General features: G+C 63.0%; 20 protein-coding genes and 2 pseudogenes. 9 read left to right on the plus strand and 13 right to left on the minus strand.

Annotated elements, in window-relative coordinates; translation table 11 throughout:
- Nucleotides 1-469 precede the first annotated feature (469 nt).
- Nucleotides 470-910, plus strand: a complete 441-nt coding sequence (locus IWX88_RS13560) for a DUF4383 domain-containing protein (RefSeq protein WP_196831148.1) — start codon at nucleotides 470-472, stop codon at nucleotides 908-910.
- 700 nt (nucleotides 911-1,610) lie between these two features.
- A complete protein-coding gene (locus tag IWX88_RS13565; protein WP_196831149.1) occupies nucleotides 1,611-2,684 on the plus strand; it encodes an FUSC family protein in 1,074 nt (357 codons plus the stop codon).
- A gap of 68 nt (nucleotides 2,685-2,752) precedes the next feature.
- Here the strand turns inward: IWX88_RS13565 and IWX88_RS13570 are convergent, their stop codons facing one another.
- The gene (locus tag IWX88_RS13570) at nucleotides 2,753-3,100 is read right to left on the minus strand and encodes a hypothetical protein (protein WP_196831150.1); all 348 of its coding nucleotides are present in this window, start codon (nucleotides 3,098-3,100) and stop codon (nucleotides 2,753-2,755) included.
- Between IWX88_RS13570 and IWX88_RS13575 the strand changes: the two are divergent.
- Nucleotides 3,099-4,367, plus strand: a pseudogene (locus IWX88_RS13575) (IS3 family transposase). The gene IWX88_RS13570 and the pseudogene IWX88_RS13575 sit on opposite strands and share 2 nt — an antisense overlap.
- Nucleotides 4,368-4,500: 133 nt before the next feature.
- Here IWX88_RS13575 and IWX88_RS13580 read toward each other — a convergent pair.
- The 5 genes and pseudogenes from IWX88_RS13580 to IWX88_RS13990 all read right to left on the minus strand — a co-directional run bounded on the left by IWX88_RS13580 (nucleotide 4,501) and on the right by IWX88_RS13990 (nucleotide 7,675).
- The gene (locus tag IWX88_RS13580) at nucleotides 4,501-5,316 is read right to left on the minus strand and encodes an amino acid ABC transporter ATP-binding protein (RefSeq protein ID WP_370568374.1); all 816 of its coding nucleotides are present in this window, start codon (nucleotides 5,314-5,316) and stop codon (nucleotides 4,501-4,503) included.
- A gap of 25 nt (nucleotides 5,317-5,341) precedes the next feature.
- On the minus strand, nucleotides 5,342-6,007 hold the full coding sequence (locus tag IWX88_RS13585; RefSeq protein WP_370568375.1) for an amino acid ABC transporter permease: 666 nt from the start codon (nucleotides 6,005-6,007) through the stop codon (nucleotides 5,342-5,344).
- Nucleotides 5,905-7,443: pseudogene (kdpA, locus tag IWX88_RS13590) on the minus strand (potassium-transporting ATPase subunit KdpA); the annotation flags it as partial. The gene IWX88_RS13585 and the pseudogene kdpA, both read right to left, overlap by 103 nt.
- The gene (locus IWX88_RS13595; protein WP_196831152.1) at nucleotides 7,443-7,532 is read right to left on the minus strand and encodes a potassium-transporting ATPase subunit F; all 90 of its coding nucleotides are present in this window, start codon (nucleotides 7,530-7,532) and stop codon (nucleotides 7,443-7,445) included. The pseudogene kdpA and the gene IWX88_RS13595, both read right to left, overlap by 1 nt.
- Nucleotides 7,529-7,675, minus strand: a complete 147-nt coding sequence (locus IWX88_RS13990) for a hypothetical protein (RefSeq protein WP_231369313.1) — start codon at nucleotides 7,673-7,675, stop codon at nucleotides 7,529-7,531. Before IWX88_RS13990 ends, IWX88_RS13595 begins: the two co-directional genes overlap by 4 nt.
- A gap of 165 nt (nucleotides 7,676-7,840) precedes the next feature.
- Between IWX88_RS13990 and IWX88_RS13600 the strand changes: the two genes are divergently transcribed.
- Nucleotides 7,841-8,536, plus strand: a complete 696-nt coding sequence (locus IWX88_RS13600; RefSeq protein ID WP_231369314.1) for an SOS response-associated peptidase — start codon at nucleotides 7,841-7,843, stop codon at nucleotides 8,534-8,536.
- Between the two features lie 39 nt (nucleotides 8,537-8,575).
- On the opposite strand, the gene IWX88_RS13605 is transcribed toward IWX88_RS13600, so the two are convergent.
- Complete coding sequence (locus tag IWX88_RS13605; RefSeq protein ID WP_196831155.1) at nucleotides 8,576-10,708, minus strand: acyl-CoA dehydrogenase; 2,133 nt, start codon at nucleotides 10,706-10,708, stop codon at nucleotides 8,576-8,578.
- 189 nt (nucleotides 10,709-10,897) lie between these two features.
- Here IWX88_RS13605 and trxA point away from each other — a divergent pair, with 189 nt between their 5' ends.
- Complete coding sequence (trxA, locus tag IWX88_RS13610) at nucleotides 10,898-11,281, plus strand: thioredoxin (RefSeq protein ID WP_196831156.1); 384 nt, start codon at nucleotides 10,898-10,900, stop codon at nucleotides 11,279-11,281.
- Nucleotides 11,282-11,326: 45 nt separating this feature from the next.
- On the opposite strand, the gene IWX88_RS13615 is transcribed toward trxA, so the two are convergent.
- Nucleotides 11,327-11,761, minus strand: coding sequence for a MarR family winged helix-turn-helix transcriptional regulator (locus tag IWX88_RS13615; RefSeq protein WP_196831157.1), 435 nt, complete (start codon nucleotides 11,759-11,761; stop codon nucleotides 11,327-11,329).
- A 76-nt stretch (nucleotides 11,762-11,837) separates the two neighbouring features.
- On the opposite strand from IWX88_RS13615, the gene IWX88_RS13620 reads away from it, so the two are divergent.
- Nucleotides 11,838-12,659, plus strand: coding sequence for a tryptophan-rich sensory protein (locus tag IWX88_RS13620; RefSeq protein ID WP_196831158.1), 822 nt, complete (start codon nucleotides 11,838-11,840; stop codon nucleotides 12,657-12,659).
- Nucleotides 12,656-14,287 carry an MFS transporter gene (locus IWX88_RS13625; protein ID WP_196831159.1) on the plus strand — a complete coding sequence of 544 codons (1,632 nt, stop codon included), beginning with the start codon at nucleotides 12,656-12,658 and terminating at the stop codon, nucleotides 14,285-14,287. Before IWX88_RS13620 ends, IWX88_RS13625 begins: the two co-directional genes overlap by 4 nt.
- On the opposite strand, the gene pip is transcribed toward IWX88_RS13625, so the two are convergent.
- On the minus strand, nucleotides 14,265-15,221 hold the full coding sequence (gene pip / locus IWX88_RS13630; protein ID WP_196831160.1) for a prolyl aminopeptidase: 957 nt from the start codon (nucleotides 15,219-15,221) through the stop codon (nucleotides 14,265-14,267). The genes IWX88_RS13625 and pip overlap by 23 nt on opposite strands.
- Before the next feature lie 134 nt (nucleotides 15,222-15,355).
- Here pip and IWX88_RS13635 point away from each other — a divergent pair, with 134 nt between their 5' ends.
- A complete protein-coding gene (locus IWX88_RS13635) occupies nucleotides 15,356-15,703 on the plus strand; it encodes a LysR family transcriptional regulator (protein WP_196831161.1) in 348 nt (115 codons plus the stop codon).
- A 41-nt stretch (nucleotides 15,704-15,744) separates the two neighbouring features.
- On the opposite strand, the gene recQ is transcribed toward IWX88_RS13635, so the two are convergent.
- From recQ to IWX88_RS13650, 3 genes are all read right to left on the minus strand, one after another.
- A complete protein-coding gene (gene recQ, locus IWX88_RS13640; protein ID WP_196831173.1) occupies nucleotides 15,745-17,589 on the minus strand; it encodes a DNA helicase RecQ in 1,845 nt (614 codons plus the stop codon).
- A gap of 132 nt (nucleotides 17,590-17,721) precedes the next feature.
- Nucleotides 17,722-18,690 (minus strand): type II CAAX endopeptidase family protein, encoded by a 969-nt coding sequence (locus IWX88_RS13645; protein WP_196831163.1) that lies wholly within the window; start codon nucleotides 18,688-18,690, stop codon nucleotides 17,722-17,724.
- Between the two features lie 19 nt (nucleotides 18,691-18,709).
- On the minus strand, nucleotides 18,710-21,250 hold the full coding sequence (locus IWX88_RS13650; protein WP_196831165.1) for a 5'-nucleotidase C-terminal domain-containing protein: 2,541 nt from the start codon (nucleotides 21,248-21,250) through the stop codon (nucleotides 18,710-18,712).
- Nucleotides 21,251-21,422: 172 nt separating this feature from the next.
- Between IWX88_RS13650 and IWX88_RS13655 the strand changes: the two genes are divergently transcribed.
- Nucleotides 21,423-22,289, plus strand: a complete 867-nt coding sequence (locus IWX88_RS13655; RefSeq protein ID WP_196831167.1) for a DMT family transporter — start codon at nucleotides 21,423-21,425, stop codon at nucleotides 22,287-22,289.
- Nucleotides 22,290-22,577: 288 nt separating this feature from the next.
- Here the strand turns inward: IWX88_RS13655 and IWX88_RS13660 are convergent, their stop codons facing one another.
- Nucleotides 22,578-23,345 (minus strand): hypothetical protein, encoded by a 768-nt coding sequence (locus IWX88_RS13660; RefSeq protein WP_196831169.1) that lies wholly within the window; start codon nucleotides 23,343-23,345, stop codon nucleotides 22,578-22,580.
- Between the last annotated feature and the right edge of the window lie 213 nt (nucleotides 23,346-23,558).

Here is a 23,558-nt window from a genome sequence, read left to right on the forward strand (position 1 = left end):
CAACACCTTCAACCTACGCGCGCCCCGCGGGTGCGGTCAAGTAGACCCACTACCGGAGCGCACTGGAGCCCACTGGATGCCACTGGATCCCACTGGATCCCACTGAAGTAAGTTCAGCGATTGAACCTGGCTCGGTTAGCTGCTCCCGTCTGCTGTCCTGTGGAAAGCTGGCACGATGCGAGGCAACACGACCGCCGTGAACCGTCCGAGGTCTCAGGCCGCCGTTTTGTTGGCGGCGTCGTCGGCTGACGGGCCAGCTTTACCAGCGAAGTAGTTCGCTTCGAATTCCTCGGGCAGCAGACCGTCGAGAAATGCGGCACCTTTCGGAGAAACCTCAGTAGGGCTACGCGTCGAGAGAAATGATGTTTGCACAGAAAAGTGTCAAAGTTCGATACTGACTCGAGAAAGCGGGAACTCCGAACAGTTATCAACGCACGTGTGAACCGTGGAATCTAAAGGAGACATCACAATGACTAAATCACCCAACAGGTTGGTTGCAACAATATTCGGGGCCGTGTATCTCCTCACCGGTCTGATCGGCTTTGCCGCGACTTCCGGCGTCGGGTTTGCCGCGATGAAGGGTGGTTTTCTCCTCGGAATCTTCGAGCTCAACCCACTGCACAACATTGTTCACCTGCTCATCGGTGCGGTCCTGCTGATTGGTGGTCTCTCAAACGTGTCTGCGGCGAAGGCTGTGAACACGCTCGTCGGCGCGGTGTACCTGCTTCTCGGGATCGTCGGGTTCTTCATCGTGGACTCGACCCTCAACATCCTGGCCCTGAACACCGGGGACCATTTTCTACACCTGGCCAGTGGCGTTCTTCTGCTCGGAGTCGGGCTCGCTGGGGATCGGTCCGGAAGCGGGGCTTCGATGACTTCCCCACGCAGGACGAGATCCGACACGCCGTAAGCATTCGCGCACCGGAGCCGCGAGTTGCCAGAACGGCGCCGACCGTCGACATTTGGTGCGGGCGGGGTAGGGCCCTGCACCGCTGCAGTGCAGAGCTTTGCCCCCCCTGCTCTGCCTTCGCAGCGTCCTGCCCAAACTCCGTCCCGGCTCCAACCAGATTGATGCGTTCCTTATTTCCTGTCGTCTTCTTTCTGGCGAAAAATTTCGGATCTACCCAGCCAACGCCCGACAGATCTTCGCGACCGAGCTCCTCGGATGACGCGTAACGGTTTGATCAACTCCCCGTCGATGTGGGTCGCGTGCTGCGCCCTCCCGCCCAACTTCAACAGCGACGCTGAGACGCTGCGGAGGTGGTTCATCCAAGCCGACATCAAGCCCAGACGATATATGGATCCTTCGGGACTGCCCCCCGTTTGATTGACTCCTTGACGCGCCCCGAAGCGGACCCTACAGTCTCATCAAAGGTTCGGTTGATTCTTCGCTCCTTTGTAGACCTCCGCATCATCCTTGGGGCACTAACCGGCTGTCGTTAGTGGTGGGCCACATATGGCCGTCCGGCTAGTGCGCCGACGATTACCGGGAGATTCCACGGTCCGGCCGGTACAGTATCGAGGCAAAGAGCGCCCCGTGGGTACTGTGATCAAATGGGAACACAATGACAGGCATCACGCTGGCACCAGTGAAAAGAACAGCGTGGCGGGTGAAATCGCAGATAACCAGGGCACGCATGCTGCAGGCGGCCAAAGCCGCCGTCGCCGTGGGCCTTGCTTGGGCTGTCGCGCCGTACTTGCCCGGGGTCGCCGACGATTACCCCTACTACGCTCCGCTCGGCGCCCTCGTGAGCATGTACCCCACGCTCATGGGTTCGCTGAGAAATGCCCTGCAAACCCTCGGCGGCCTTGCCGTCGGGATTCTGCTCGCCGCGGCAGTGCTCGTCGTCAGTGCGCCGAACGTAGTGACCATTTCGGTGGCCGTCGGCGTCGGTTCGCTGATCGCTGCCACCGGGTGGTTAGGCGCTAACCGCGAATACATCCCGGTCACCGTCTTGTTCGTGCTCATCGTGGGCGGCCCGAACGCCGACGCATATTCCATCGGATACCTCTCGCAAGTCAGCTTCGGGATTGTGGTCGGGCTTCTGATCAACATGTTGATCTTTCCCGCGCTCAGCCTCGACGCCGTCGGCCGTCAGCTCTCAAACTATCGCTCGGTGCTGGCGGATCATCTGTCCGAGGTCGCCAAAGTCCTGGCCGAGAGCTGGCCGCCGGAGCACGACAGCTGGGCATCCCGCGCTGACACCGTCGTCAGCGTCTCCCGCGACGTGCGGGCCGCGCTGCACTATGCCGACGAAAGCCGCAAAGCCAATCCGCGGGCTCGAATCCACCACCGAGACCTGAACGCTGACTACGACGATCTAGCTGCCCTCGAAACCGTCACCTTCCACGTGCGCGATCTCACATATGTCCTTACCGGGGCGGTGTGGAGCACCCCGGTCGACATCGAGCTGAAACCGGAGCTGCGCCCGTCGCTGAGCCTGGCCCTTGACGCGGTGGCTGCGGTGCTCCGCGACTGGGATTCGGGAAAAACGGACCTGACGGCGTATTCTGCCGCGGCGGACGCGCTTACGTCCCTCATGACCGAACTGGACGAACGGCGTGACCCTGCGCCAGCGACATCGATGGGCGCCGCGACCGCCATCGCCATGGACATCGCCCGCATCCTCGCAGCCCTGCACTCCCGACTCGAACAGCCACCAACGCTTGCAACTGATGCCTAGTCGCGGAGAGTGCACCCCCTGAGGTTTGACATCGGCACAATTCTTAGGCTGACTCAGAGGCGAAGCACTTATTGCCCAAGAACCCGGTAGCGCCACTGTTTCTCGCCATACCAAGGGAACATCACATGAATCTTTTTGTTATCGTCGCCATGATCGCGGTTGTCCTTCTTCTTGTCGGTGGTTTTGTTCAGGCTTTCCAGTTCCTGCTCTGGATTGGCGCCATCCTCTTGGTCATCGCGATCATTGGGTGGCTCGCACGCACCATGTCCGGCCGCGGCCGCAAATCCGTGTGAGCGACCGGCCGACCAGCTCAGCAAGCTAATCTCGAAGAAGAAAATAACCCCTGTTGCCTCCACCGCTTGGCGCGCCCTGGGTTTGTTGGAGACTGCTGACCTTGGAAACGAGGATGGAGTCATGGTGTCGAATCAAGGATCTGGGAAGCCGACGACACGTCGGCATTCGCCGGAGGAGAAGGCTGCTGCGGTCCGGATGGTGAGGACGCTACGTGCGGAGCTCGGGACCGAGCACGGGACGGTCCAGAGGGTTGCGGCCCAGCTCGGTTACGGGATCGAGTCGGTCAGGATGTGGGTCAAGCAGGCTGACGTCGACGACGGTAACGTCACGGGCGTGACTACAGCGCGAAGCGTGGAAGCTGCGGGAGCTCGAGCAGGAGGTCCATGAGTTGAAGCGGGCCAACGAAATTCTGAAGAGAGCAGCGTCTTTCTTCGGGGCGGAGCCGGGCCGCCAACACCGGAAGTAGTCGCGTTCATCGATGCGAACAAGAACGATGTCGTCCAAGGTCGCCCCCTTTCGAGTCGAGCCCATTTGCAGCTTGTTGCAGGTGGCTCCGAGTGCCTACTACGCCGCGAAGGACCGCGCGCCGTCGGCGCGGGCGGTCACCGACGCCACCCTCACCCCGGAACTGATGACGCTCTGGGAGACGAACTATTCCGTTTACGGGGTCCGCCAGCTCTGGAAGGCCGCCCGGCGGGCCGAACACGACATCGGCCGCGACCAGACCGGCCGGCTGATGCGCGCTGCGGGGATCGAGGGCGCGACCCGGACAAAGCGCGTGAAGACGACGCGGCCTGATCCGATGTCGTGGAGGCACCCGGATCTGGTGAAGCGGGAGTTCACTGCGACTGCCCCGAACCGGCTCTTACGTCACGGACCTCACGTTCGTCCCGACCTGGGCGGGCGTCGCCTATGTGTGCTTCATCATCGACGCGTTCTCGCGGATGATCGTGGGGTGGCGGTGCGCGTCACACATGCGCACCGAGATGGTCCTCGACGCGATCGAGATCGCCCGTTGGGGTCGCGGTGCTCACCACGCAGATCTTCGCTGCCACAGCGATGCCGGCAGTCAATTCACGTCGATTCGCTACGGAGAACGCCTCGCGCGAGATCGGAGCCACGCCGTCGATTGGTTCTGTCGGCGACAGCTATGACAACGCCCTCGCAGAGACGGTGAACGGCTACTACAAGACCGAACTCGTCCGCGGACCCGCACGCCCCGGCCCGTGGCGGACGGTTGAAGACCTCGAGCTCGCGACTCTCGGATGGGTCCACTGGCACAACACCTGGCGCCTCCACGGCTACCTCGGCGACGTCCCACCCGCCGAGTTCGAGCAGACGTTCTATGCTGGCCAAACCACCGCTACTAACCTGGTGGAAATCAACTAGCGCGAGTCTCCATCAAACCCAGAGCGATTCACCTTGAACCGTCCCGGGTTTCGTGCCGCTTTCTTTCTGGTGAAAGGATGCGTTGGTACCGCCCCGAGTTCAGTTGACTCGGTGACGTGCCAGTAATTGACGGTCAGTCCTCAGAGCCCCGCTGTGCTGTCCCCGATCGACTCAGCAGGGCGCGTGTCTTGTCGTGCTGGGGGTTCGTGAAGATCACCTCGGGAGGACCCTCTTCGACGATAAGTCCTTGGTCCATCGCCACGATGCGATTCGCCATCTCACGGGCGAACTGCATCTCGTGGGTGACGATCACCATTGTCGTACCGAGCTGGGCGATTCTTTTGATGACGGCCAAGACCTCGCCGACTAGCTCCGGGTCGAGCGCTGAGGTTGGCTCGTCGAAGAGCGTGACAGTGGGTTCCATGGCGAGGGCGCGGGCGATCGCCACACGCTGTTTCTGCCCGCCGGAGAGCTTGCTGGGGTAGGTATCCAGTTTGTCGACGAGTCCCACCATTTCCAGGTTCGGCACCGCGATCGCTTTGGCGGCGGTAGCGGATAGCTTCTTCGCGTCGCGGAGCGGGGCCATAACATTGCCAAGCGCGGTCTTGTTGAGGAACAGGTTGAAGTGCTGAAACACCATACCGATGTCCGTGCGTTTCATGGCCGTGATGGAGGCCTTCTCGTCGACCAGCTTGCCGTCTTGTTCCCGGTACCCGATGAGGTGGTCGTTGACATAAATACGCCCACTCTCGATGGTTTCCAGCTTGTTGATGCAGCGCAGGAGGGTGCATTTGCCCGAGGCGCTCGATCCGATAATCACGACAGTTTCTCCGCGGGCAACAGTGAAGTCGACGCCTTTGAGAACCTCGACCCGTTTGATCTCGTCTGTGCGGCCGCGGACGCGGCCCCACAAGCTCGCTTTCGTCTCGAACACGAAGGTCTTATGCACCCTCTGCACCTTGATTATTGTCTCTTCAGCTAAGGGATCGCGCCTTTCGTTCGAGGAGCACGACGATTCGGGACAGCGGGAGACTAATGATGAGGTAGGGAATTGCAGCGGCTGTGTAAATCGCGGTGGTTTGGAAGGTCTGGCTGTTGAGGATGTTCGCTGTCTTGAGGATTTCGGTCACCGCGATCACCGAGGTAAGCGCGGTGACCTTCACCATGGCGATGAAGTAGTTGCCGATGGGCTCGAGGGAGACCACGAACGACTGTGGGATGACTATTTTCCACAGTGTCTTCGTGGGCGTGTAACCCAATGAAAGTGCGGCCTCGGTTTGGCCGTGTTCGACCGACAGGATGGCAGAACGGAACACTTCCGACAGGTACGCGGCGTAGTTCAGGCCCAGACCCAGGATGCCAGCTGGCACCGGGTCGATGTTGATTCCGACGCTTGGGAGCACGAAGAAGATATAAACAAGCTGAACCAGGAGTGAGTTCCACGAATGATCTCTACAAAAAAGACGGCGATCGCGCGTAGGGTCTTGAAATTCGAAATTCTGGCTAGGGCCACGAGCAACCCGAGCACCAGGGCGAAGGCCATTGCGCCGAGTGCAAGTTGGATGACGATCGGAACCGCACGGAGGAGGGCGGGGAAAACGGCGAGCAGCATCGCCACACCGAGAGCGGTGTTGAACCATGGAGTGTTGGCGGTGAGCCCGGCGAATGCAGAGCCGTTGTTATTGGCCGCCGAGGTAAATGCTTAGAGCACCTCCGAGAGCCCGTGAAGCCCGGGGTTGAAGATCGAAGTCGTGAGAACGTCCGCGTTTACGGCCGGGATCGCGAAGCTCAGTGCGGTGCCGGCAAGCACGATGCTCGGAGTGATCAGGATGTAGATGCTCGCGAGTTTGATCTCGCGCGGACCGATCTTCTTGCCGAGGTACTCCGGCGTGCGGCCGACCAGCAGGCCGGCGATGAACACCGTGATGATGGCAAGGATGAGCATGCCGTAGAGCCCGGATCCGACCCCGCCGGGTGCGATCTCGCCCAGCATCATGTTGAACATCGTCATCATTCCGCCGAGGGAGGTGAACGAGTCATGCATGGAGTTGACTGCACCGGTCGACGTCAGTGTGGAGGTCGTCGCGAACAGAGTCGAGCCCCAGATGCCGAAACGCTGCTCCTTGCCCTCCATTGCCGCCCCGGCGAGTCGGGTCCCCGCACCGCCGGTGAGGGTCTCGAAGAGCGTCAGTGCGGTGAGCGAGACGGCAAACATCGACACCATCACCGCGACGATCGCGTTGCCCTGACGCTTATCCCCCACCATCTGGCCGAAGGTACGCGGCAGGGCGAAGGGGATGGCGAGCATCAGGATGATCTCGAAGGCGTTGGTCCAGGGTGTGGGGTTCTCGAATGGATGCGCGGAGTTCGTGTTGAAGAAGCCACCACCGTTAGTACCGAGCAGCTTGATCGCCTCCTGCGACGCTGCCGGTCCGCCCGGCACGGACTGGGTCGCACCGGTGATCGTCGAGATGGTCGAGAAGCCGTTGAAGTTCTGGATCACACCCCCGATGATGAGCACGATCGCCGAGACGAAGGCGATCGGCAGGAGCAGGCGCAGGATGCTCCGGGTGAGGTCGACCCAGAAGTTGCCGATCGTGCCCGACCTGCGACGGGCGAAGCCGCGCACCAGGGCGATCACGACCGCGATGCCGACAGCAGCGGAGACGAAGTTCTGCACGGCAAGACCAGCGAGCTGCACCGTGTACCCCATCGTCACGTCGGGCGAGTAGGACTGCCAGTTGGTGTTGGTGACGAATGACGCCGCCGTGTTGAACGACAGTCCCTCCGGTATCGCGGGAAATCCGAGCGAGTAAGGAAGCACTGCCTGAAGTCGCTGGAGCAGGTAGACGAAGACCACCCCGACGATCGATACGACGAGCACGCTGCGCAGGTAGGAGCGCCAGCTCTGCTCGGACGCCGCATCCACACCGATGAGTCGATAAAACCCGCGCTCGAGGCTGAGGTCTCTCGTGGAGGTGAAGGTACGGGCCATATAGTCACCGAGTGGCCGGTAAAGCAGCACGAGGATGACCGCGGCTGTGAGGATCTGCAGAATGCCGAACAGCACATCCATCAGAAGGCTTCCGGTGTGATGAGGGCGTAAACCAAATAGACGAGGGCAGCGATAGCGAGGATGACCGCGATGATGCTGAAGACGATCACAGCTTCTCGACCCCCCAGGCAACGACACCGGCCACCGCGAACGCGGCGGCGGCGACGAGCACATACACAATGTCAAGCACAGGAACTCCGTTCGAATTGCGTTCACACGCGCCCACCGGGGAGCCGCGATGCCGCTGAGGCACAACATTCGAGTAGATACCTTCTGCAGAGCACCACGGTGAATCCTCATGACCTCCTTACGTGCGGGGCGCAAACACTAACGAATCCCTAACGGCAAGCCAGCTCTGCGGCCGACCGCAGTCGCGCTGCCGTGGCCCTGCTCCGGTCTTCGCGGTACGTTCTTAGTCATGTGCGGACGCTTCGCGATGGACAAGAGCACCGACGACCTGATCGAAGAGTTCGTGGCGGTCGGCGGAGACTTTCGTAATTGGCGGCCGGGATGGAACATCCGCCCCACCGACCGGATCGCGGTCGTGCTCGAGTCGATGGTGGACGCACCCGAGCCGGTTCGGCGCCTCGAACTCGCGCGCTGGTCGCTCACCCCCAACTGGTCGAAGACCCTGAAGATGAAGATCTCCACCTTCAACGCCCGCAGCGAGGGCATCACCGGGAAGGCCTCATTCAAATCTGCGATCCGGTCGCAGAGGGCACTCATCCCGGTGACCGGCTACTACGAGTGGCAGACCGATGCGGTCACCAAGAAAAAGACGCCGTTCTACCTGCGGGCACCCGCGGGCGAATCACTGGCCTTCGCCGGTATTTACTCCTGGTGGAAGGACCACTCGCTCGACGACGATCCGGGGCTCTGGACTCTGACGACCACGATTCTCACCGCGGACTCCGTGCCTCGCCTCGCGCACATCCACGACCGAAATCCGGTGCTGCTGCCCCCCGAGCTTTGGAATGATTGGCTCGACCCGCGCATCGAAGGCACGCAGGGATTTGTGGATGCCACGGTCGCGGCGGCACACCCGGTCGCGGAATCCCTTGAGATTATCGAGCTCTTGGCGGTCACTGACGTCGAGCCGGTCGCCCGGGACTGACCTGCAGCTGGGAAGAAACGCCCCTCGCCAGCAGTACAGCTAGCGGGTCTTCTTGAGCGATTTTTCTGCGATCGGTTCCTGCCCGGCCTCACGGCGAGCGCGGAAGTAACTCGCTGCTTCATCCTGCCGTTCGCGCTCCGCACCGGAGGCGACCGCCGCCCGCACATGCTCAGGCTCGAAGCCGAAGGCAGTCACGAGGTCGAGCGCGTGCGGTCGAAGGCGCGGCAGCAGGCGATCGTCGATGTAGTCGGTGATCGCCGCAGCCCGCTGAGCAGAGAGCCGGCCATTGATGAGGTACCAGGCGAGGTTTTTCTCGATCAGCCCGAAGCCGAACAGGTCGCGAAGCCAGGTGGTGACCTCCGCCGTTTTCGGGTCGGAGATGGCGTCGAGCGCCTCGGTAAAGGCCTCCCACTGCAGCAGTTCGGCGTGCGCGATTGCCGCTTCGATCAGCTCGTTCTGGTTGGTGTTGAAGATCGCCGCTGCCTCGATCGGCGATGCCTTCTTGGCGGTGCGCAGCCGCCCGGCGAGGGAAGCAATCATCGTCTCAACCCGGTCGGTGAGCAACTGGCGTTGGGATTCAGCGTCGCGCACGAACCCCACCGACCGTGCCGTCGAGCCGAAGTCGGCGACATTCTGAGCGAGCTTACGCAGGCCCGAGCGATTCACGGCCGCGTCACTCACCTGCCCGGCGACGTAGCCGGCCACTGTTGCAACATCCGCCTCCGTGAATTTGCGCGAGTAGTCGGTGAGCAGGCGCTTGGCCACGAGCTGGAGCAGCACGGTGTTGTCACCCTCGAAGGTGACATAGATATCGAGGTCTGCGCGCAGCTGGGTGAGGCGGTTCTCGGCAAGGAATCCGGCGCCGCCGCAGGCCTCTCTGGCCTCCTGGAGAATCTCGAGCGTGTTCCAGGTACTGAGCGATTTGAGGGCGGCAGCAAGAGTCTCGAGATCTTCGCGGTCGGCATCCGTGGCGCGCGCTCCGGAGAAGACGCCGTCGAAAACGGCGAGTAGCTTCTCGTGCGCAAAGGACATGGCGTAGGTCGTGGCGAGCTTCGGCAGCAGGCGCCGCTGGTGGCGCTGGTAATCGAGGATCACCTCTTCCTTGGTCGGATCCGCAGCGGTGAACTGACGGCGCTGCGAGGCGTAGGTGATTGCGATGAAGAGGGCGAGCTTTGAGGCGACGACGGATGCCCCGTCGAGCGAGACGCGCCCCTGCACGAGAGTGCCGATCATGGTGAAGAAGCGGCGGCCGGGGCTCTCGATGTCGGAGCTGTAGCTGCCATCCGCCGCGACGTCGCCGTAGCGATTGAGCAGGTTCTCGCGCGGCACCCGAACACCGGTGAAGTGCAGCCGGCCGTTGTCGATACCGTTGAGCCCACCCTTCAGCCCATCGTCTTCACCACCGATGCCGGGAAGGAAGGCATTCTCGTCGCGGATCGGCACGTAGAAGGCGTGCACCCCGTGATTGACGCCCTTCGTGATGAGCTGGGCGAACACGACGGCGGCGATGCCGTGCAGTGCGGCGTTGCCGAGGTAGTCCTTCCAGGCGGCGCGGAACGGGGTGTCGATCACGAACCCCTGCGTGGCCTCGTCGTACGTTGCCGTGGTTCCGATAGCCGCGACATCCGATCCGTGGCCGGTCTCGGTCATCGCGAACGCACCGGGCACCTCGAGACTCATGATGCCGGGAAGAAACTTCTCATGGTGACGCTGGGTGCCGAGGTGGAGCACGGCCGCTCCAAAGAGTCCCCACTGCACGCCGGACTTGATCTGGAGAGACGGATCGGCCGTGACGATCTCTTCGAAGGAGGCGATGTTGGCGCCGTGGTCATCAGCGCCACCGAGAGCAGAGGGGAAGGCCTTGAGCACGGATCCGGACTCGACAAGCAACTTCAACTGGCCAAGCACTCGCGTTCGTTGGGCATCGAGGCCGAGGCTGTCGTCACGATGGAATGCGCTGTCTTTCATGAGCGTGCGGGATTCCCGGCGCGCATCCGCCCAGGTGCCAAGCAGATATTCGCCCAGCCAGGAGGTGTCGATGTGCTCGCCAGACGTGTCTGTCGGCGCGCCGGCTGGTTGGTATGCCGTGGGCCGAGATGCGGTGGACCGGGCTGCCGTGGGCCGGGATGCGGTGGGGGAAACAGAGGAGATGCGGTCGGCGAGGTTGGTCATGGCGAATCGCCCTTTCATCCGGAGGGCCTTCGAGGGCCTATCTTCGACAGTACGATCAACGCCGTGACCCGCAAAGGAGGTGGTGCGCCAGGCACGAAAGGCATGGCGACAGGTCGACATCCCTTGTAGGAATCTCACAATCGGTGACGCAGTGGGAATATGAACACCTACTAGGCGGTTTACCCCGACATGTCTACTCTCACTCTGACCACGGATGCCTTTGAAGAGACGGTTTCCTCCTCCGGGATCACCCTTGTCGACTTCTGGGCCGATTGGTGCGGCCCATGCAAGATGTTCGCCCCGATCTACGAGGCCGCCAGCGAGAAGAATCCCGACATCACCTTCGGCAAGGTCGACACCGAGGCGGAGCAGGCTCTCGCGAGCGCCGCTGGGATCACGTCGATCCCTACGCTGATGGCGTTCCGCGACGGGATCCTGGTGTTCTCGCAGCCGGGCGCGCTCCCCGCACCGGCACTTGACGAAGTCATTGATGCTGTGAAGGGTCTTGACATGGTCGAGGTGCACAAGAAGCTCGCTGAGCAGGAAGCCGCCGCGGCCCAGGCCAACGTCTGACCTGCCGCTCCGGCCCTGCGCTCTTTCCCGCCTGTGGTACGCGGATTATTCGACCTGCCAGCGGTCGGCGGCGGTCGCCTCGATGATCTCGAGCAGCGCGGCACGCATTGCCACATTGTCGGAGATGCTCGGAAACAGGTCGGCCTCAAGCGTTCGTGCGGATTCCCACGCTGACGCTCCCGCCGGAGTGCGTGTGACAACATGGCGACGACCATCAGCAGGGTGCTTGCGGCGGGCGACGTAACCCTCGCGTTCAAGGCGTTCAAGGGTTCGGGACATCGTCTGCACCTCGACCCGCGCGGCCTTGGCCAACTCGGTCTGACTGAGTGCACCCGCCCCCAGGACGTGCAGCACGATCAGACCGGCGTGGGCCAATCCGCGCTGTTCGAGGGCTTCGACCCAGGCATGCTCGACGAGTCGCGCGGCTGTCGACAGTAGTCGGCCCGTCGGCCAGGCCTGCATTTCGACCGGATCGGTCATCGCGTCGCATCTTTCATGTCGTCATCTTTAGGGCTATCGTAAACTACTCAGCTGGCTGATAATTTAGGAGCCCTCGATGACCGAGCTGCGAGAGACGGTGCGGCAGTCCGTCGTTCTGGTGAGTGCCATTGTCGCCGTGGTCGGTGCCTTCATCGGATCCGGGGCAGCAGGCGGCACTCCGATTGCGGATGCCGCGGGCGGTGCACTCGCAGCGGATGCCACCCCGATCGCGCCCGGCGGTCCAGCATTCGCAATCTGGACTCCCATCTACATCGGCCTGCTCGCCTATGCGGTCTGGCAGTCCCTGCCGCGCCAGCGGGACGACGAGCGTCAGCGGCGACTCGGCTACCCGATTGCCGCATCCTTGATTCTTAATGCGGCCTGGATCCTCAGCATCCAGTTCGGATTCCTCGCCGCGAGCGTGCCGATCATCGTCGCACTGCTCGCGGTTCTGGTTTGGGCCTTCCGAATCACGCTGTCCTCGCGCCCGAAGAACCTCATCGAGACGATCGTCGCCGATGGCGCGGTCGGCCTCTACCTCGGCTGGGTGTGTTTGGCGACCGCCGCCAACGTCACGGCGCTTCTCGTGGCCTCCGGCTTCCGCGGCTTCGGACTGGGAGCGGATGCCTGGGCCGTAGTGATCGTGGCTGTCGCCGGTCTCGTGGGAGTGATCCTGGCAGTTATCGGCAGGGGGCGGCTCACGCCAGCCATCTCCCTTTCCTGGGGACTCGCCTGGCTGGCGGTCGCCCGCCTCACCGGCGGTCTGCCGTCTATGCCGGCCGCCATCACCGCTATCAGCGCTGTCGTGGTGGTGATCGCGATCACCGGCATCCTGCGACTTCGAAGCACACCGGTTCGCGGGACGAGTGGCTCGGATCCAAAGGTTATTCCCGCGTGAGTGACGCCGCTGCGGGCTCTGCCCGACGCCGCTGGGCGGGTCTCGTCTTCATCAGCATCGCCGTCGCGCTCATCATCGTCGACTCGACGATTGTGAATGTGGCGATACCGTCGATCATCAAGGACCTCTCGATCACCTCCACCCAGGTGCAGTGGGTGCAGGAGAGCTACACGCTGGTCTTCGCGGCTCTGCTGCTCGTCTTCGGCACGCTTGCCGATCGCTACGGGCGACGACGGGTGCTGATCATCGGCGTCACGATTTTCGCCCTTGCGTCTATCCTCGCCGCGTTCGCCCAGACTGGAGATCTGCTGATCGGCTCCCGGGTGATCCAGGGCATCGGCGGTGCGATGGTCCTACCCACCACCCTCTCCATCATCAACGCCACCTTCCGCGGCCGGGAGCGCGGCATCGCGTTCGCCGTCTGGGGATCAACGATCGGCGGAATGGTCGCGGTCGGTCCGCTGCTGGGCGGCTGGCTGACCACCTTCTTCTCCTGGCGCTGGGCATTCGGTATCAATATTCCGTTCGGCATCCTCATCATCATCGGCACCCTGATCTTCGTGATCGAATCGAAGGCCACTGATGTGAGACGCATCGATGTCGTCGGGGCGATCCTCTCGATTGTGACGAGCGCGACGCTTGTCTTCGGACTCATCGAGGGCCGCACGTACGGGTGGGTACTCACCAATACGGCACCGAAGTTCGGCGACTGGATCTGGCCGTTCGAGATCTCGGTGATCCCGATCGCGTTTGCGATCACAGTCGTCGCCGGCATCGGATTCGTGGCGTGGGGCCTCCACCGCCAGCGTGTCGGCAAGACCACCCTCCTCGCGTTCAGCCTCTTCAGCATTCCGTCGTTCCGCAACGGCAACATCGCCGCGCTGATCGTCTCCCTCGGCGAATTCGGCATCATCCTCTCCCTCCCGCTCTGGCTGCAGAACGTGCTCGGATACAACGCCCTACAGACCGGCCTGGTGTTGCTGGCGCTCGCTATCGGATCCTTCGTCGCGAGCGGCTTCGCCGGTGCATTCGGCAATCGGGTCTCCCCTGTCACAATCGTGCGGGTGGGGCTTGTGGCCGAAGTAATCGGTGTCGCTGGCCTGGGATTCGTAATCTCGGCGAGCGCTACCTGGCTGGTGATCGTGCCGTTCCTCTTCGTCTACGGATTCGGCGTCGGGCTTGCCACCGCCCAACTCACCGGCGTGGTGCTCAAAGATGTGCCGATCGAGGCGAGCGGTCAGGGATCTGGAACCTCCAGCACAGCGCGCCAGATCGGGTCGGCCCTCGGCATCGCCATCCTCGGCACGATCCTCTTCACCTCCGCTGGCACGACCCTTGATGCCCGCCTTTCTGACCTGCCCGATGCCGAGCGCGCGCAGATCGTGAACGCCGTAGTCGATAGCGCCGGTGCAGCAATCCCGGGCCTAGCAAAGCAGAATCCGGCGATTGCAGAGGATGCTCGCATCGCCTTCAGCGACGCAACGCAAGTTGCAGCGTTCTCGGCCGCAGGGTTTCTGGTACTCGGATTCCTGGCAACCCTCCGACTCAGCGGAGTCTCGCGTAACCGGGAGGAAGAGCTGCTCGCCTCAGAGGCTGGTGGGGCTGCTACCCCGCAAAGCGGTCCGTAGCGTCGATCAACGCGGACAGAATGCCCGGCTCGTCAAACGCGTGGCCGGCATCAGGCACCATCACAAATTCTGCTTGGGGCCATGCTCGGTGCAGATCCCAGGCGGTCACAGCCGGAGTGCAGATGTCATAGCGCCCCTGGACGATCACCCCGGGAATGTCTGCAAGCGTGCTGGCATCCCGGATCAGTTGGCCCTCGTCGAAGAACCCGCGGTTGACGAAGTAATGGTTCTCGATTCGCGCGAAGGCCAGCGCGTAACGCGGGTCAGCGAATACGGATACGACGTCTGGCCGGGGCAGCAGGGTGATGGTGGATGCCTCCCAGATCGACCACGCGACAGCAGCGGGTCCGTGCACCGCGGGATCCGGATCGTTGAGAAGTCGGTGGTACGCCTGAATAAGCGTATTCCGCTCGCCGATCGGAACCGGGGCGAGGAATCCCTCCCAGGCATCCGGGAACACCGCCTGGGCACCACCCTCGTAAAACCAGTCGAGCTCGGATTTGCGCAGGGTGAAGATGCCGCGCAGCACGAGCTCAGAGACCCTGCTCTGGTGGGTCTCCGCGTAAGCCAAAGCGAGGGTGCTGCCCCACGAACCGCCGAAGACCAGCCAGCGTTCGATCCGCAAGTACTGACGCAGCAACTCGAGGTCGTCGACAAGATGCCAAGTGGTGTGTGCACTCAGGTCGATATCGGCGTCGCTCGCATGTGGGAGGCTCCGACCCGAGCCGCGCTGATCGAGCAGAACGATTCGGTATTTCGCCGGGTCGAAGAGCCTGCGATGGTTCGGCTGAGTCTCGCCGCCGGGACCGCCGTGCAGGAATACGGCGGGCTTACCGTCGGGATTACCTGACGTCTCCCAATAGATGCTCTGACCGTCTCCGACATCCAGGAGTCCGGAGTCATAGGGTTCGATCTCGGGATAGAAGCTGCGCATTCTTCGAGCCTAGGTGTTCTTCCCACGGAGGTTGTGTGCACCGAAGGAGCTTCACACCGCGTCATCCCGCGCACGGCACAGGCCGCGTACCCTGAAGGCATCCGCCGCAACAGGCGGGAACCGAGGAGCTGTGCGTGAAAATCACCCATCTGCGGCATTTCGTGGCGGTCGCCGGGGAACTGCATTTTATTCGCGCCGCCGATTCGCTCGGCATCTCGCGTGCCAGGCTTGACTCATCCATTCGGGCACTCGAGGCGCAGGTGGGAGCCGATCTCTTCGATCGCCGACAGGGGTCGACCACCCTCACCAGTGCCGGAATGGCGCTGCTCGAGCAGGCCCACATCGAGCTCGCGGAATTTGATGATCGCCCGCCCGCCCCTGCTGCGCCACCCGGCGGCAAGGCCAAGGCATCGAAGGGCACGGGCCGAGCGCCGATCGTGAAGGGTGAGCCTCGCCCATACAAAAACCGGCAGTCGCGTTAATCGAGCCACCGCACTATCGCACCAACGCGCCACCGCGCTGGCTACGAGGCGAGCACCTCGAGAATCGCCTCACCATACTTGGCGAGTTTGTTCTCGCCGACGCCACTCATCGTGCCGAGTTCGGCGAGGGTGTTTGGCGTGGCGGTTGCGATCTCGCGCAGTGTCGCATCGTGGAAGATGACGTAGGCAGGAACCCCCTGCTCTTTCGATTCAGCAGCCCTCCAGGCCCGCAGTCGCTCGAACACCGGGGATGCCCCCGCGGGCAGCTCGACGGCGGCAGAACGGCGGGTCTTGGCCGGCCGTGATGCGCGCTCTGGCTCCCGGCGCAACATCACCGACCGATCCCCCGCGAGTACCCTCGCGCTTGACTCGGTCACAATGAGCGTTCCGTACTCACCCTGCACCGCAAGAAGCCCCTGCGCCAGCAACTGGCGCACGACGCCGCGCCACTCCTGATCAGAGAGTTCACCGCCGATTCCGAAGGTCGACAGGGAGGAATGGTCGTACTGGGTGATGCGCGCAGTGCTGCGACCAAGCAGGATGTCGACGAGTTGTCCTGCTCCGAACTTCTGGTTGCGCTCGCGCTGCAGCCTCACGATCGTCGAAAGTAGCTTCTGTGCCGGCACCGTGCCGTCCCACGACTCTGGCGGGGCGAGACAGGTATCGCAGTTGCCGCAGGCTGTAGATGTCTCACCGAAATACCCGAGCAGTTGCACTCGGCGACACTCCACGGTCTCGCACAGCGCGAGCATCGCGTCGAGATGCTGGCCGAGTCGGCGACGGTGCTCGGCATTCCCCTCTGAGCCGTCGATCATGCGACGCTGCTGCATCACATCCTGCAATCCGTACGCAAGCCACGCTGTGGACGGCAGGCCATCCCGACCGGCACGCCCGGTCTCCTGGTAGTAGCCCTCGACCGATTTGGGAAGGTCGAGATGCGCGACGAAGCGCACATCCGGCTTATCGATACCCATGCCGAATGCGATGGTAGCGACCATCACGATGCCGTCTTCGCGCAGGAACCTGGACTGGTTCGCCGCTCGCACCCGTGAATCGAGACCCGCGTGGTACGGCAGGGCCGAGGTGCCGTTCTGAATCAGGAACTCGGCTGTTTTCTCAACGGATGCCCGGGACAGGCAGTAGACGATGCCGGCGTCCCCCGGGTGCTCGCTGCGCAGCAATTCGAGTAGCTGCTGCTGCGGTGCATTCTTGGCGGCGATGCGGTACTGGATGTTCGGTCGATCGAAGCTCGCGACGAAGTGCCTGGCATCGCTCAGCTGCAGTCGCTTCTGGATCTCAAGGTGGGTTTGCTCCGTTGCCGTCGCGGTGAGCGCAATGCGTGGCACGCGTGGCCAGTGCTCGTGCAACATCGACAGTTGCAGGTAATCGGGCCTGAAGTCGTGGCCCCACTGCGAGACACAGTGCGCTTCATCGATGGCGAAGAGAGAGATCGACGCGCGGTCGAGCAAGTCGATGGTGGCTGTGACCCGCAGCCGTTCGGGCGCAAGGTAGAGCAGATCGAGTTCACCATTCAGGAGCGCGCGCTCCACCCCCCGGCGCTGTTCCTGGTCCTGGGTGGAATTGAGGAACGCCGCGCGTACACCGACAGCGGAGAGCGCATCCACCTGGTCTTGCATGAGGGCGATGAGCGGCGAGATGACCACCCCGGTGCCCTCACGCACAAGTGCGGGAATCTGATAGCACAGCGACTTGCCACCGCCGGTGGGCATGAGTACGAGAGCGTCACCGCCGTCGATGACCTGCTGGATGATCTCGGCCTGGTCCCCACGAAAGTTGTCGTACCCGAACACCGTATGAAGTGCATCACTCGAACTGGAGTACTGGGAAGACGAGGCTCGTATCGGCCCGCGGTCTTCAGCTGGCATGCCTGCGCGAGAGGGGGGCTCGTATTCGAACTCATCCGGCGGCTCGAGGTCGTCCGGATCCCAGGGGATGTCCGCACTCCAGCTCACCGTTCAGCCCCTCATCTGTGGCGTTGCACTCCACTGTCCAAAATTCTAGCCTTGGGGGGTGACAGCGCTCTCGGCATCGCCCTCGCTGATCACGATGCTCTGCGGGTCCGGCGGTGGAGGCAGCGTGACAATCCGCATCCGTTCGAGACCGAAGCGCTTGGCCGAGCGCATCACGAGCCAGGCATACAGTGCCAGCGTAAGAACGGAGATCACGACCGAGAGACCACTGCCCGTCGTGGAGTTCACGTCGACGAGGCCGAAAGCACCGATGATGAAGATCACCGTGTTGTTGATTACATGGGCGACGATGGCCGCCTCGAGCCCGCCCGTGCGCCACACCAGCCATCCGGCCACCACGGCAAAAGCGGAAACGTCGATCATTCCCCACACGTCGTACTGGTGGCCGATGGCGAAGAGCGGTACCGGCAGCAGGATCGCAAACAGTGGATGCTTCAGCCAGCCGCCGATCATCTGAGCGAGGTACCCGCGAAAGACGAATTCCTCGGCGGTCGCCTGCAGAGGCACAAACAGCACAGCCACGAGCACCGTGATCCAGGTGTTCGACGACACGACAACGGGCGGGATCGACTCATCGGTCAGCACGGGAAGCACGAGCACCGACAACAGGGTCGAGGCGCCGTAGGCAATGATCACGGGCAGGATGAGCCGCGCCATCCACCGCCAGCGCAGTCGGCCGGCAATCGACGACAGCAGACCCACCGGACGCGGACCCGTGATGAGGCGAGCGAGCCAGATCGAGGGCAGCATGACCGCGATGGATGACAGCGTGAACGCCAGAACCACCGGGAGACTGTTATCGATCTCACCGGTGGTGAGCAGGGCCTCAAGCACCGGACGCACCTCGGGGAAGACCAGCGTCGACACGAGGAACAGGATGACAAGCACGATCGTGAAACCGATGAAGAAGCCTATAGCGATCAATCCGGTGACGAGCGGCTTCCACCAGCGATAGGCGGGGGAACTTCGGGCGAGGCGGTGATAGGCGAATTCCACCTAGTAAGCCTAGCTACTGTCAGAAGGCGAACACCGGTGAGCGAGCCGACGTAGATTCCATCAGCTGCGTGTTGCCGCTGTAGGTGGCGGTGAGCAGATGGATGCCGCGGCTGAGCTTCGGCAGCGTCACCGTGACCCGGCCCCTGTCGCCGGAGGTCAAGGTCACGGTGGTGAGCACCATGCTCCCATCTCGAATGACAACGTCGCCGGTCGGCATCAGGCTGCGGCCCTGTGCCGCTCCGGCGACCACGATCCGGTACAGGACCGCAGAGTCAGAGCGCTGCAGTACGCGGTCGATGCGGGCGTGGGTGGAGGATGAGAGACGATCCACCATCTCGGATGCGGAGGTCGCAACCCCGGGAGAAAAGCCCGGCGCGGTAGCGGTGACCGAGACGGTGATCGCTGCTCCGGCATCCGCTGGCACCAGCGTGTAGGTCGCGGCCTGTGCTGCGTCGATGGGTACCCCCGCGCGATTCCACTGGTAGGTGACCTCCGGCGAGGGGACGCTCCAGCTGCCCGGAGTCGCCGCGGGAGTGCGGCCGACCCTGGCGGTGCCGCTGATCGCCGGGACATCCACCGCGGTGATGGGTGGCACGGTGATGGTGAGCGGCACGTCGATCGTGGTACCGGTCTGCGGCACAGCGACCGTCAGCACCAGTGTGCCCGCGGGTGTGCCAGTCGGGATGGTGACCTCGACGGATGCCCGGCCGGTTTCATCCCTCGTGTCTACGATCGCGGGATCGATGGTTGCCTGGCCGAGCACAACACCCCCGGCGCTCACGGTCGCGGTGCCGGAGTTCGGCTCGCCGTTCGAGAACAGCAACGATGAGAGTCCGAGGGTCACCGCGTCACCCGGTGAGGCAGTGGTGATGGCGGTGGCAGCGGCAGACGAGAGAGTGACACCAACGGCACGCTGCGCGTAGTCGGGGGATGCGACGGGATTCGCGACGAAGTAGTCGACCATGCTCTGCAGGTCGATCTTGCCGGTGTCACCGGCGTTCGTTCCCTTGGCTAGTGTCATGAAGTTGTCACCGCCAGAGGCGAGAAAGGAGTTCGCCACAACAGAGACCGAATCCGTTGGCATGAGGGGCGCACCATCCACCGTGACGCCGGTGATGTGGCTGCCGGCGGCCGCCGTCGGATTGTACCGATACTTGAGCGATTGGGAGACGCCGAGCTTGAGGAATGGACGGGTGGAGGTGGCCGGCTGCCACTGCTCCTCGAGCACTTGCGTGAGCTGAGCACCGGTGAGCGTCTTTGTCACAAGGGTATTGGCGAAGGGCTGCACGCTCGCGGCCTCCTGGTAGGTCACGCGACCGTCGACATCATTTGGCGTGTTTGCACTGGCGGTGTAGGTGAGGTCGGTGCGAAGACCGCCCGGATTCATCAGCGCTACCTGGGCTTTACCGTTGGTGGCCCACAGCTGCACGTCGGCCACGAAGTTGCCGAGCGGGGACTCCCCGCCGCGGTTTTCTGTGGTCCCATCCCTCTGACGCGCCCGCGCGAAGTCGGCGGTGATCTCGCCTACGGGCACCGAGCCCTGGTCTTTCGCTGCGGCCACGGCGGCGGCGACGATCGTGGAAACCGTAGAGTCCGGGGCGAATGCACCGAAGAGTGGCTTGACCTCTGAGCTGATTGCCAGCAACGCCTTCGTCGTTGGATCGACCGAGAGGGAGAGGTGGCCATAGCTCTCGCCATACTTGCCCGCCTGCAGCACCGGACGAGTGCGGTCGGTACCCGGGATCGGCAGCTGCCAGTTGTAGGCCTGGTGGGTGTGACCGGACACGATCGCGTCGACATTGGCGTCCACCGTCGTAACGATTGCACCGAACGCAGAGTCACCGGTGGCACTCGCGAGGGTGGCATCCGCTGCGCCTTCGTGCATTGTAAGCACAATGACATCAGCCTCACCGTTTGCCGCGTTGCCGTCGCTGAGCTGGTCGGCCACCCGATTTACCTCGGTGGGGATATCGCGGAACTCGAGGTTCGCGACCCCGGCCTGGTTCACCAGCGAGGGTGTCTCATCCGTCGTCGCGCCGATGAAGCCGACGGTGACACCGCTGACCTGCTTGAGTGCGTACTGCGGGAACGCGGGCTGGCCTGTACTCCTGTTGTAGATGTTGGCGCTGAGTAGTGGATAGTTCGTTGCCGGGATCACGCGGCTCTCGAGGTCGGCCTGCCCCTGGTCGAGTTCGTGGTTGCCGATGGCGCTTGCGTCGACTCCGATCGCGTTCAGGGCATCGATCGTTGGCTGGTCCTTCTGAATGAAGCTCGTGAACGTGGACGCCCCGATGGAGTCTCCCCCCGAGACGACCAGGGTGTTCGGGTTGGCCGCCCGGAATGACTTCACCAGCCCACCGAGCACAGCCGCGCCCGCTGCTGGCGACGAAGCCTCGAGGCGGCCATGGAAGTCGTTGAAGCTGAGGATGTCGATGGCGACCGGGGTATCGGCGGCAGTAGCAGCGCCAGTAGCAGTAGAAGCGGCAAGCGTCGGGATGCCGAGTGCGACGGCCAGCGCAATCGCCGGGAAAGCGAATCGACGGGAACGGGTAAGTGCCATGGCTGCTCGGGTCTCCTTGGGGGGCATGTCACACACAGACGGTCAGGTCCACCCCTTATCGGGGGACAATGTGCACCTTAGTCGCTGCCGCACTATCGGCGGAAGGGCGGTCACCAAATGGTCACTGGCAGTTCCCGCTACCGTTGAGGTCTTCCACCAGAAAAGGTGCACCGTGCTCGCTGTGTTCATCGGCGTCGTTGCCGCGCTCATTTTTGGATCAGCAGATTTCGCCGGGGGCATGGCCGCAAAACGGATCAGCGTCGTGCGGGTCACCGCGATCGGCGGGCTATCCGGTCTTGCAGTACTTGTGGCCGGTCTGGGCATCGTACCGAGCGTCTGGTCGACGAAGGCGGTGCTCATCGGCGCTATCACCGGCATCACGGGTGCGCTCGCGGTCGTATTGCTCTACGCCTGTCTCGCAATCGGACCGATGAGCATCCTCTCCCCGCTCACTGCGGTGATCTCGGCCGTGGTGCCGGTTCTCGCTGGCGTTCTGCGCGGAGAGCGGTCGAACGTTTTCGGCAATATCGCCATCGTCGTGGCGCTGGTGGCCGTCGTACTCGTGGGGTTCGTGCCGGGCAGGGAGGCGGTGCGGCCATCGCTCAAGGCACTGTCGATGGCGATTGGTGCTGGCGCGCTGATCGGCGTATTTCTTATTCTGATCGACTTGACTCCGGATGACTCCGGACTGGTGCCTCTCGTGGTGAGTCGGGCCGTCAATGCCGTGGTGATGTTTGGCACGATCGCGGTTGGCGCGCTCTGGGCGCATCGACACGGAGCCATCCCACCGGCGATCGGCGGGTGGAAGCCGGGAGTCGCACTCGCGATCATCGCCGGCGTCACCGACGCGATCGCCAATGCGCTGCTGCTGCTCGGCCTGCGTCTTGGCGAACTCACCATCCAGTCCGTGCTCACGGCGCTGTACCCCGCCGGCACGATCATCCTCGCCGCGATTGTGCTGCGCGAACGGATCGCTCCCGTGCAGGTGATCGGACTCGTGCTCGCGCTCGTCGCTGCCGCACTGCTCGCACTGGCCTGACCGCACTGGCCTGCATGCACTGGCCTGACCGCGCTGGCCTGCACGCCGATCCGAGTGTCAACATTGCATGCATTTGACGGTCCTAGAGATGCGAAGCCGCCCCCTGACAGAACTCACACAGGAGACGAGGGCGTGAAGCCGACCTCCTACACCACCAACGAGCACGCCGTCGGTCGGTGGGCTAGCTCATCTTCCCTCGGAGCATCGCACTTGCGGTGCCGAATACCCGGCCGAGAATGCCCATCGCAGAATCCGGATCGCACAATGCCCATTGCAGAATCCGGATCGCTACCCGATTCGCTCAAGCGCTGTGAACCGCATGTCGATGAAGCCGTTGACGCAGGTCTGGTAGAGCAGGTCATAGCCGCGCGGTATGTCCTCGGCATGGTCGACCTCGCCGTTGAGTCGAGCGACTACCCCGATCACGCGGTAACGGCCGGCATCCAGTCCAGTGATGGTGACGATAGCGCCCGCAGCGTTCGGAAATCGACTTCCGCCGCAACTGCTGTGCTCTGCGATCACCCGCACTAGGTAGATGGCGGTCACGTCGACGGCTCCGCGGCACATGTTGATCTCATTTTGGAAGCCACTGGTCCAGACCCGCTGCACGAAGCCAAGCACCGCCCTGGCTGCGACATCAGCTGCAGCCTGCGCTGCAGCCTCCTCAGCGGCTGCGTGCACTGCAGCCACAACTGCGGCTTCCTGCTCGGCTTTCAGCTCCGCTGCAGCCCGAGCGAGAGCGTCCACTCGCTGGGCCAACGCGGAAACGAAGCCGTGGGCTGCAAAGTCGTACGCACCGACTTCTGGATGACCGGGCAGAGCGATGAGCGGGTAACGGGCTGCACCCCCAACCGTGGGCGGCACGACATAGAGAATTGACGGGCGTAACACCCAGTGCGCTGCTGCGCCCACAGTGATCGGAGAAACAGTGGACACGTCAGTGGGGACTACCCCAGTGAGCCCGATCTGCAGGGAGCGAGCCTCCGCTGGACCGATAAGCGACAGCGGCCCGAGGACCACCATAGCCGTAGCAAGGGCTCCCGTTGAGCAAGCCATGAGTGCCCACCGGCGTGCCGCTGCGAACGGTGCAGATTCGCTAAAAGGCATCGATTCCCCGATTCAGTCACAGGTGTGAATGTGCTGTGTCGGGAGGTTGGCCGCAGCGTTCCTATGAGTTGCCTAGGTGTTCTTCCCATTGACGTTGTGTACGCGGTCGATGGGTGATTTGCCGCCGATGCCGGTATGGGGTCTGTGGTGATTGTAGCTATG

It is taken from the genome of Frigoribacterium sp. CG_9.8 (assembly GCF_015751965.1).
Taxonomy (GTDB): domain Bacteria; phylum Actinomycetota; class Actinomycetes; order Actinomycetales; family Microbacteriaceae; genus Lacisediminihabitans.

Coding starts and splice junctions, on each gene's coding strand:
- recQ (WP_196831173.1), bottom strand. CDS start 17,589: ATGCCAGCTGAAGACCGCGGGCCGATACGAGCCTCGTCTTCCCAGTAC.
- trxA (WP_196831156.1), top strand. CDS start 10,898: ATGTCTACTCTCACTCTGACCACGGATGCCTTTGAAGAGACGGTTTCC.
- IWX88_RS13600 (WP_231369314.1), top strand. CDS start 7,841: ATGTGCGGACGCTTCGCGATGGACAAGAGCACCGACGACCTGATCGAA.
- IWX88_RS13660 (WP_196831169.1), bottom strand. CDS start 23,345: ATGGCTTGCTCAACGGGAGCCCTTGCTACGGCTATGGTGGTCCTCGGG.
- IWX88_RS13560 (WP_196831148.1), top strand. CDS start 470: ATGACTAAATCACCCAACAGGTTGGTTGCAACAATATTCGGGGCCGTG.
- IWX88_RS13650 (WP_196831165.1), bottom strand. CDS start 21,250: ATGGCACTTACCCGTTCCCGTCGATTCGCTTTCCCGGCGATTGCGCTG.
- IWX88_RS13605 (WP_196831155.1), bottom strand. CDS start 10,708: ATGACCAACCTCGCCGACCGCATCTCCTCTGTTTCCCCCACCGCATCC.
- IWX88_RS13615 (WP_196831157.1), bottom strand. CDS start 11,761: ATGACCGATCCGGTCGAAATGCAGGCCTGGCCGACGGGCCGACTACTG.
- IWX88_RS13620 (WP_196831158.1), top strand. CDS start 11,838: ATGACCGAGCTGCGAGAGACGGTGCGGCAGTCCGTCGTTCTGGTGAGT.
- IWX88_RS13570 (WP_196831150.1), bottom strand. CDS start 3,100: ATGACTCCATCCTCGTTTCCAAGGTCAGCAGTCTCCAACAAACCCAGG.
- IWX88_RS13585 (WP_370568375.1), bottom strand. CDS start 6,007: ATGGTTCAACACCGCTCTCGGTGTGGCGATGCTGCTCGCCGTTTTCCC.
- pip (WP_196831160.1), bottom strand. CDS start 15,221: ATGCGCAGCTTCTATCCCGAGATCGAACCCTATGACTCCGGACTCCTG.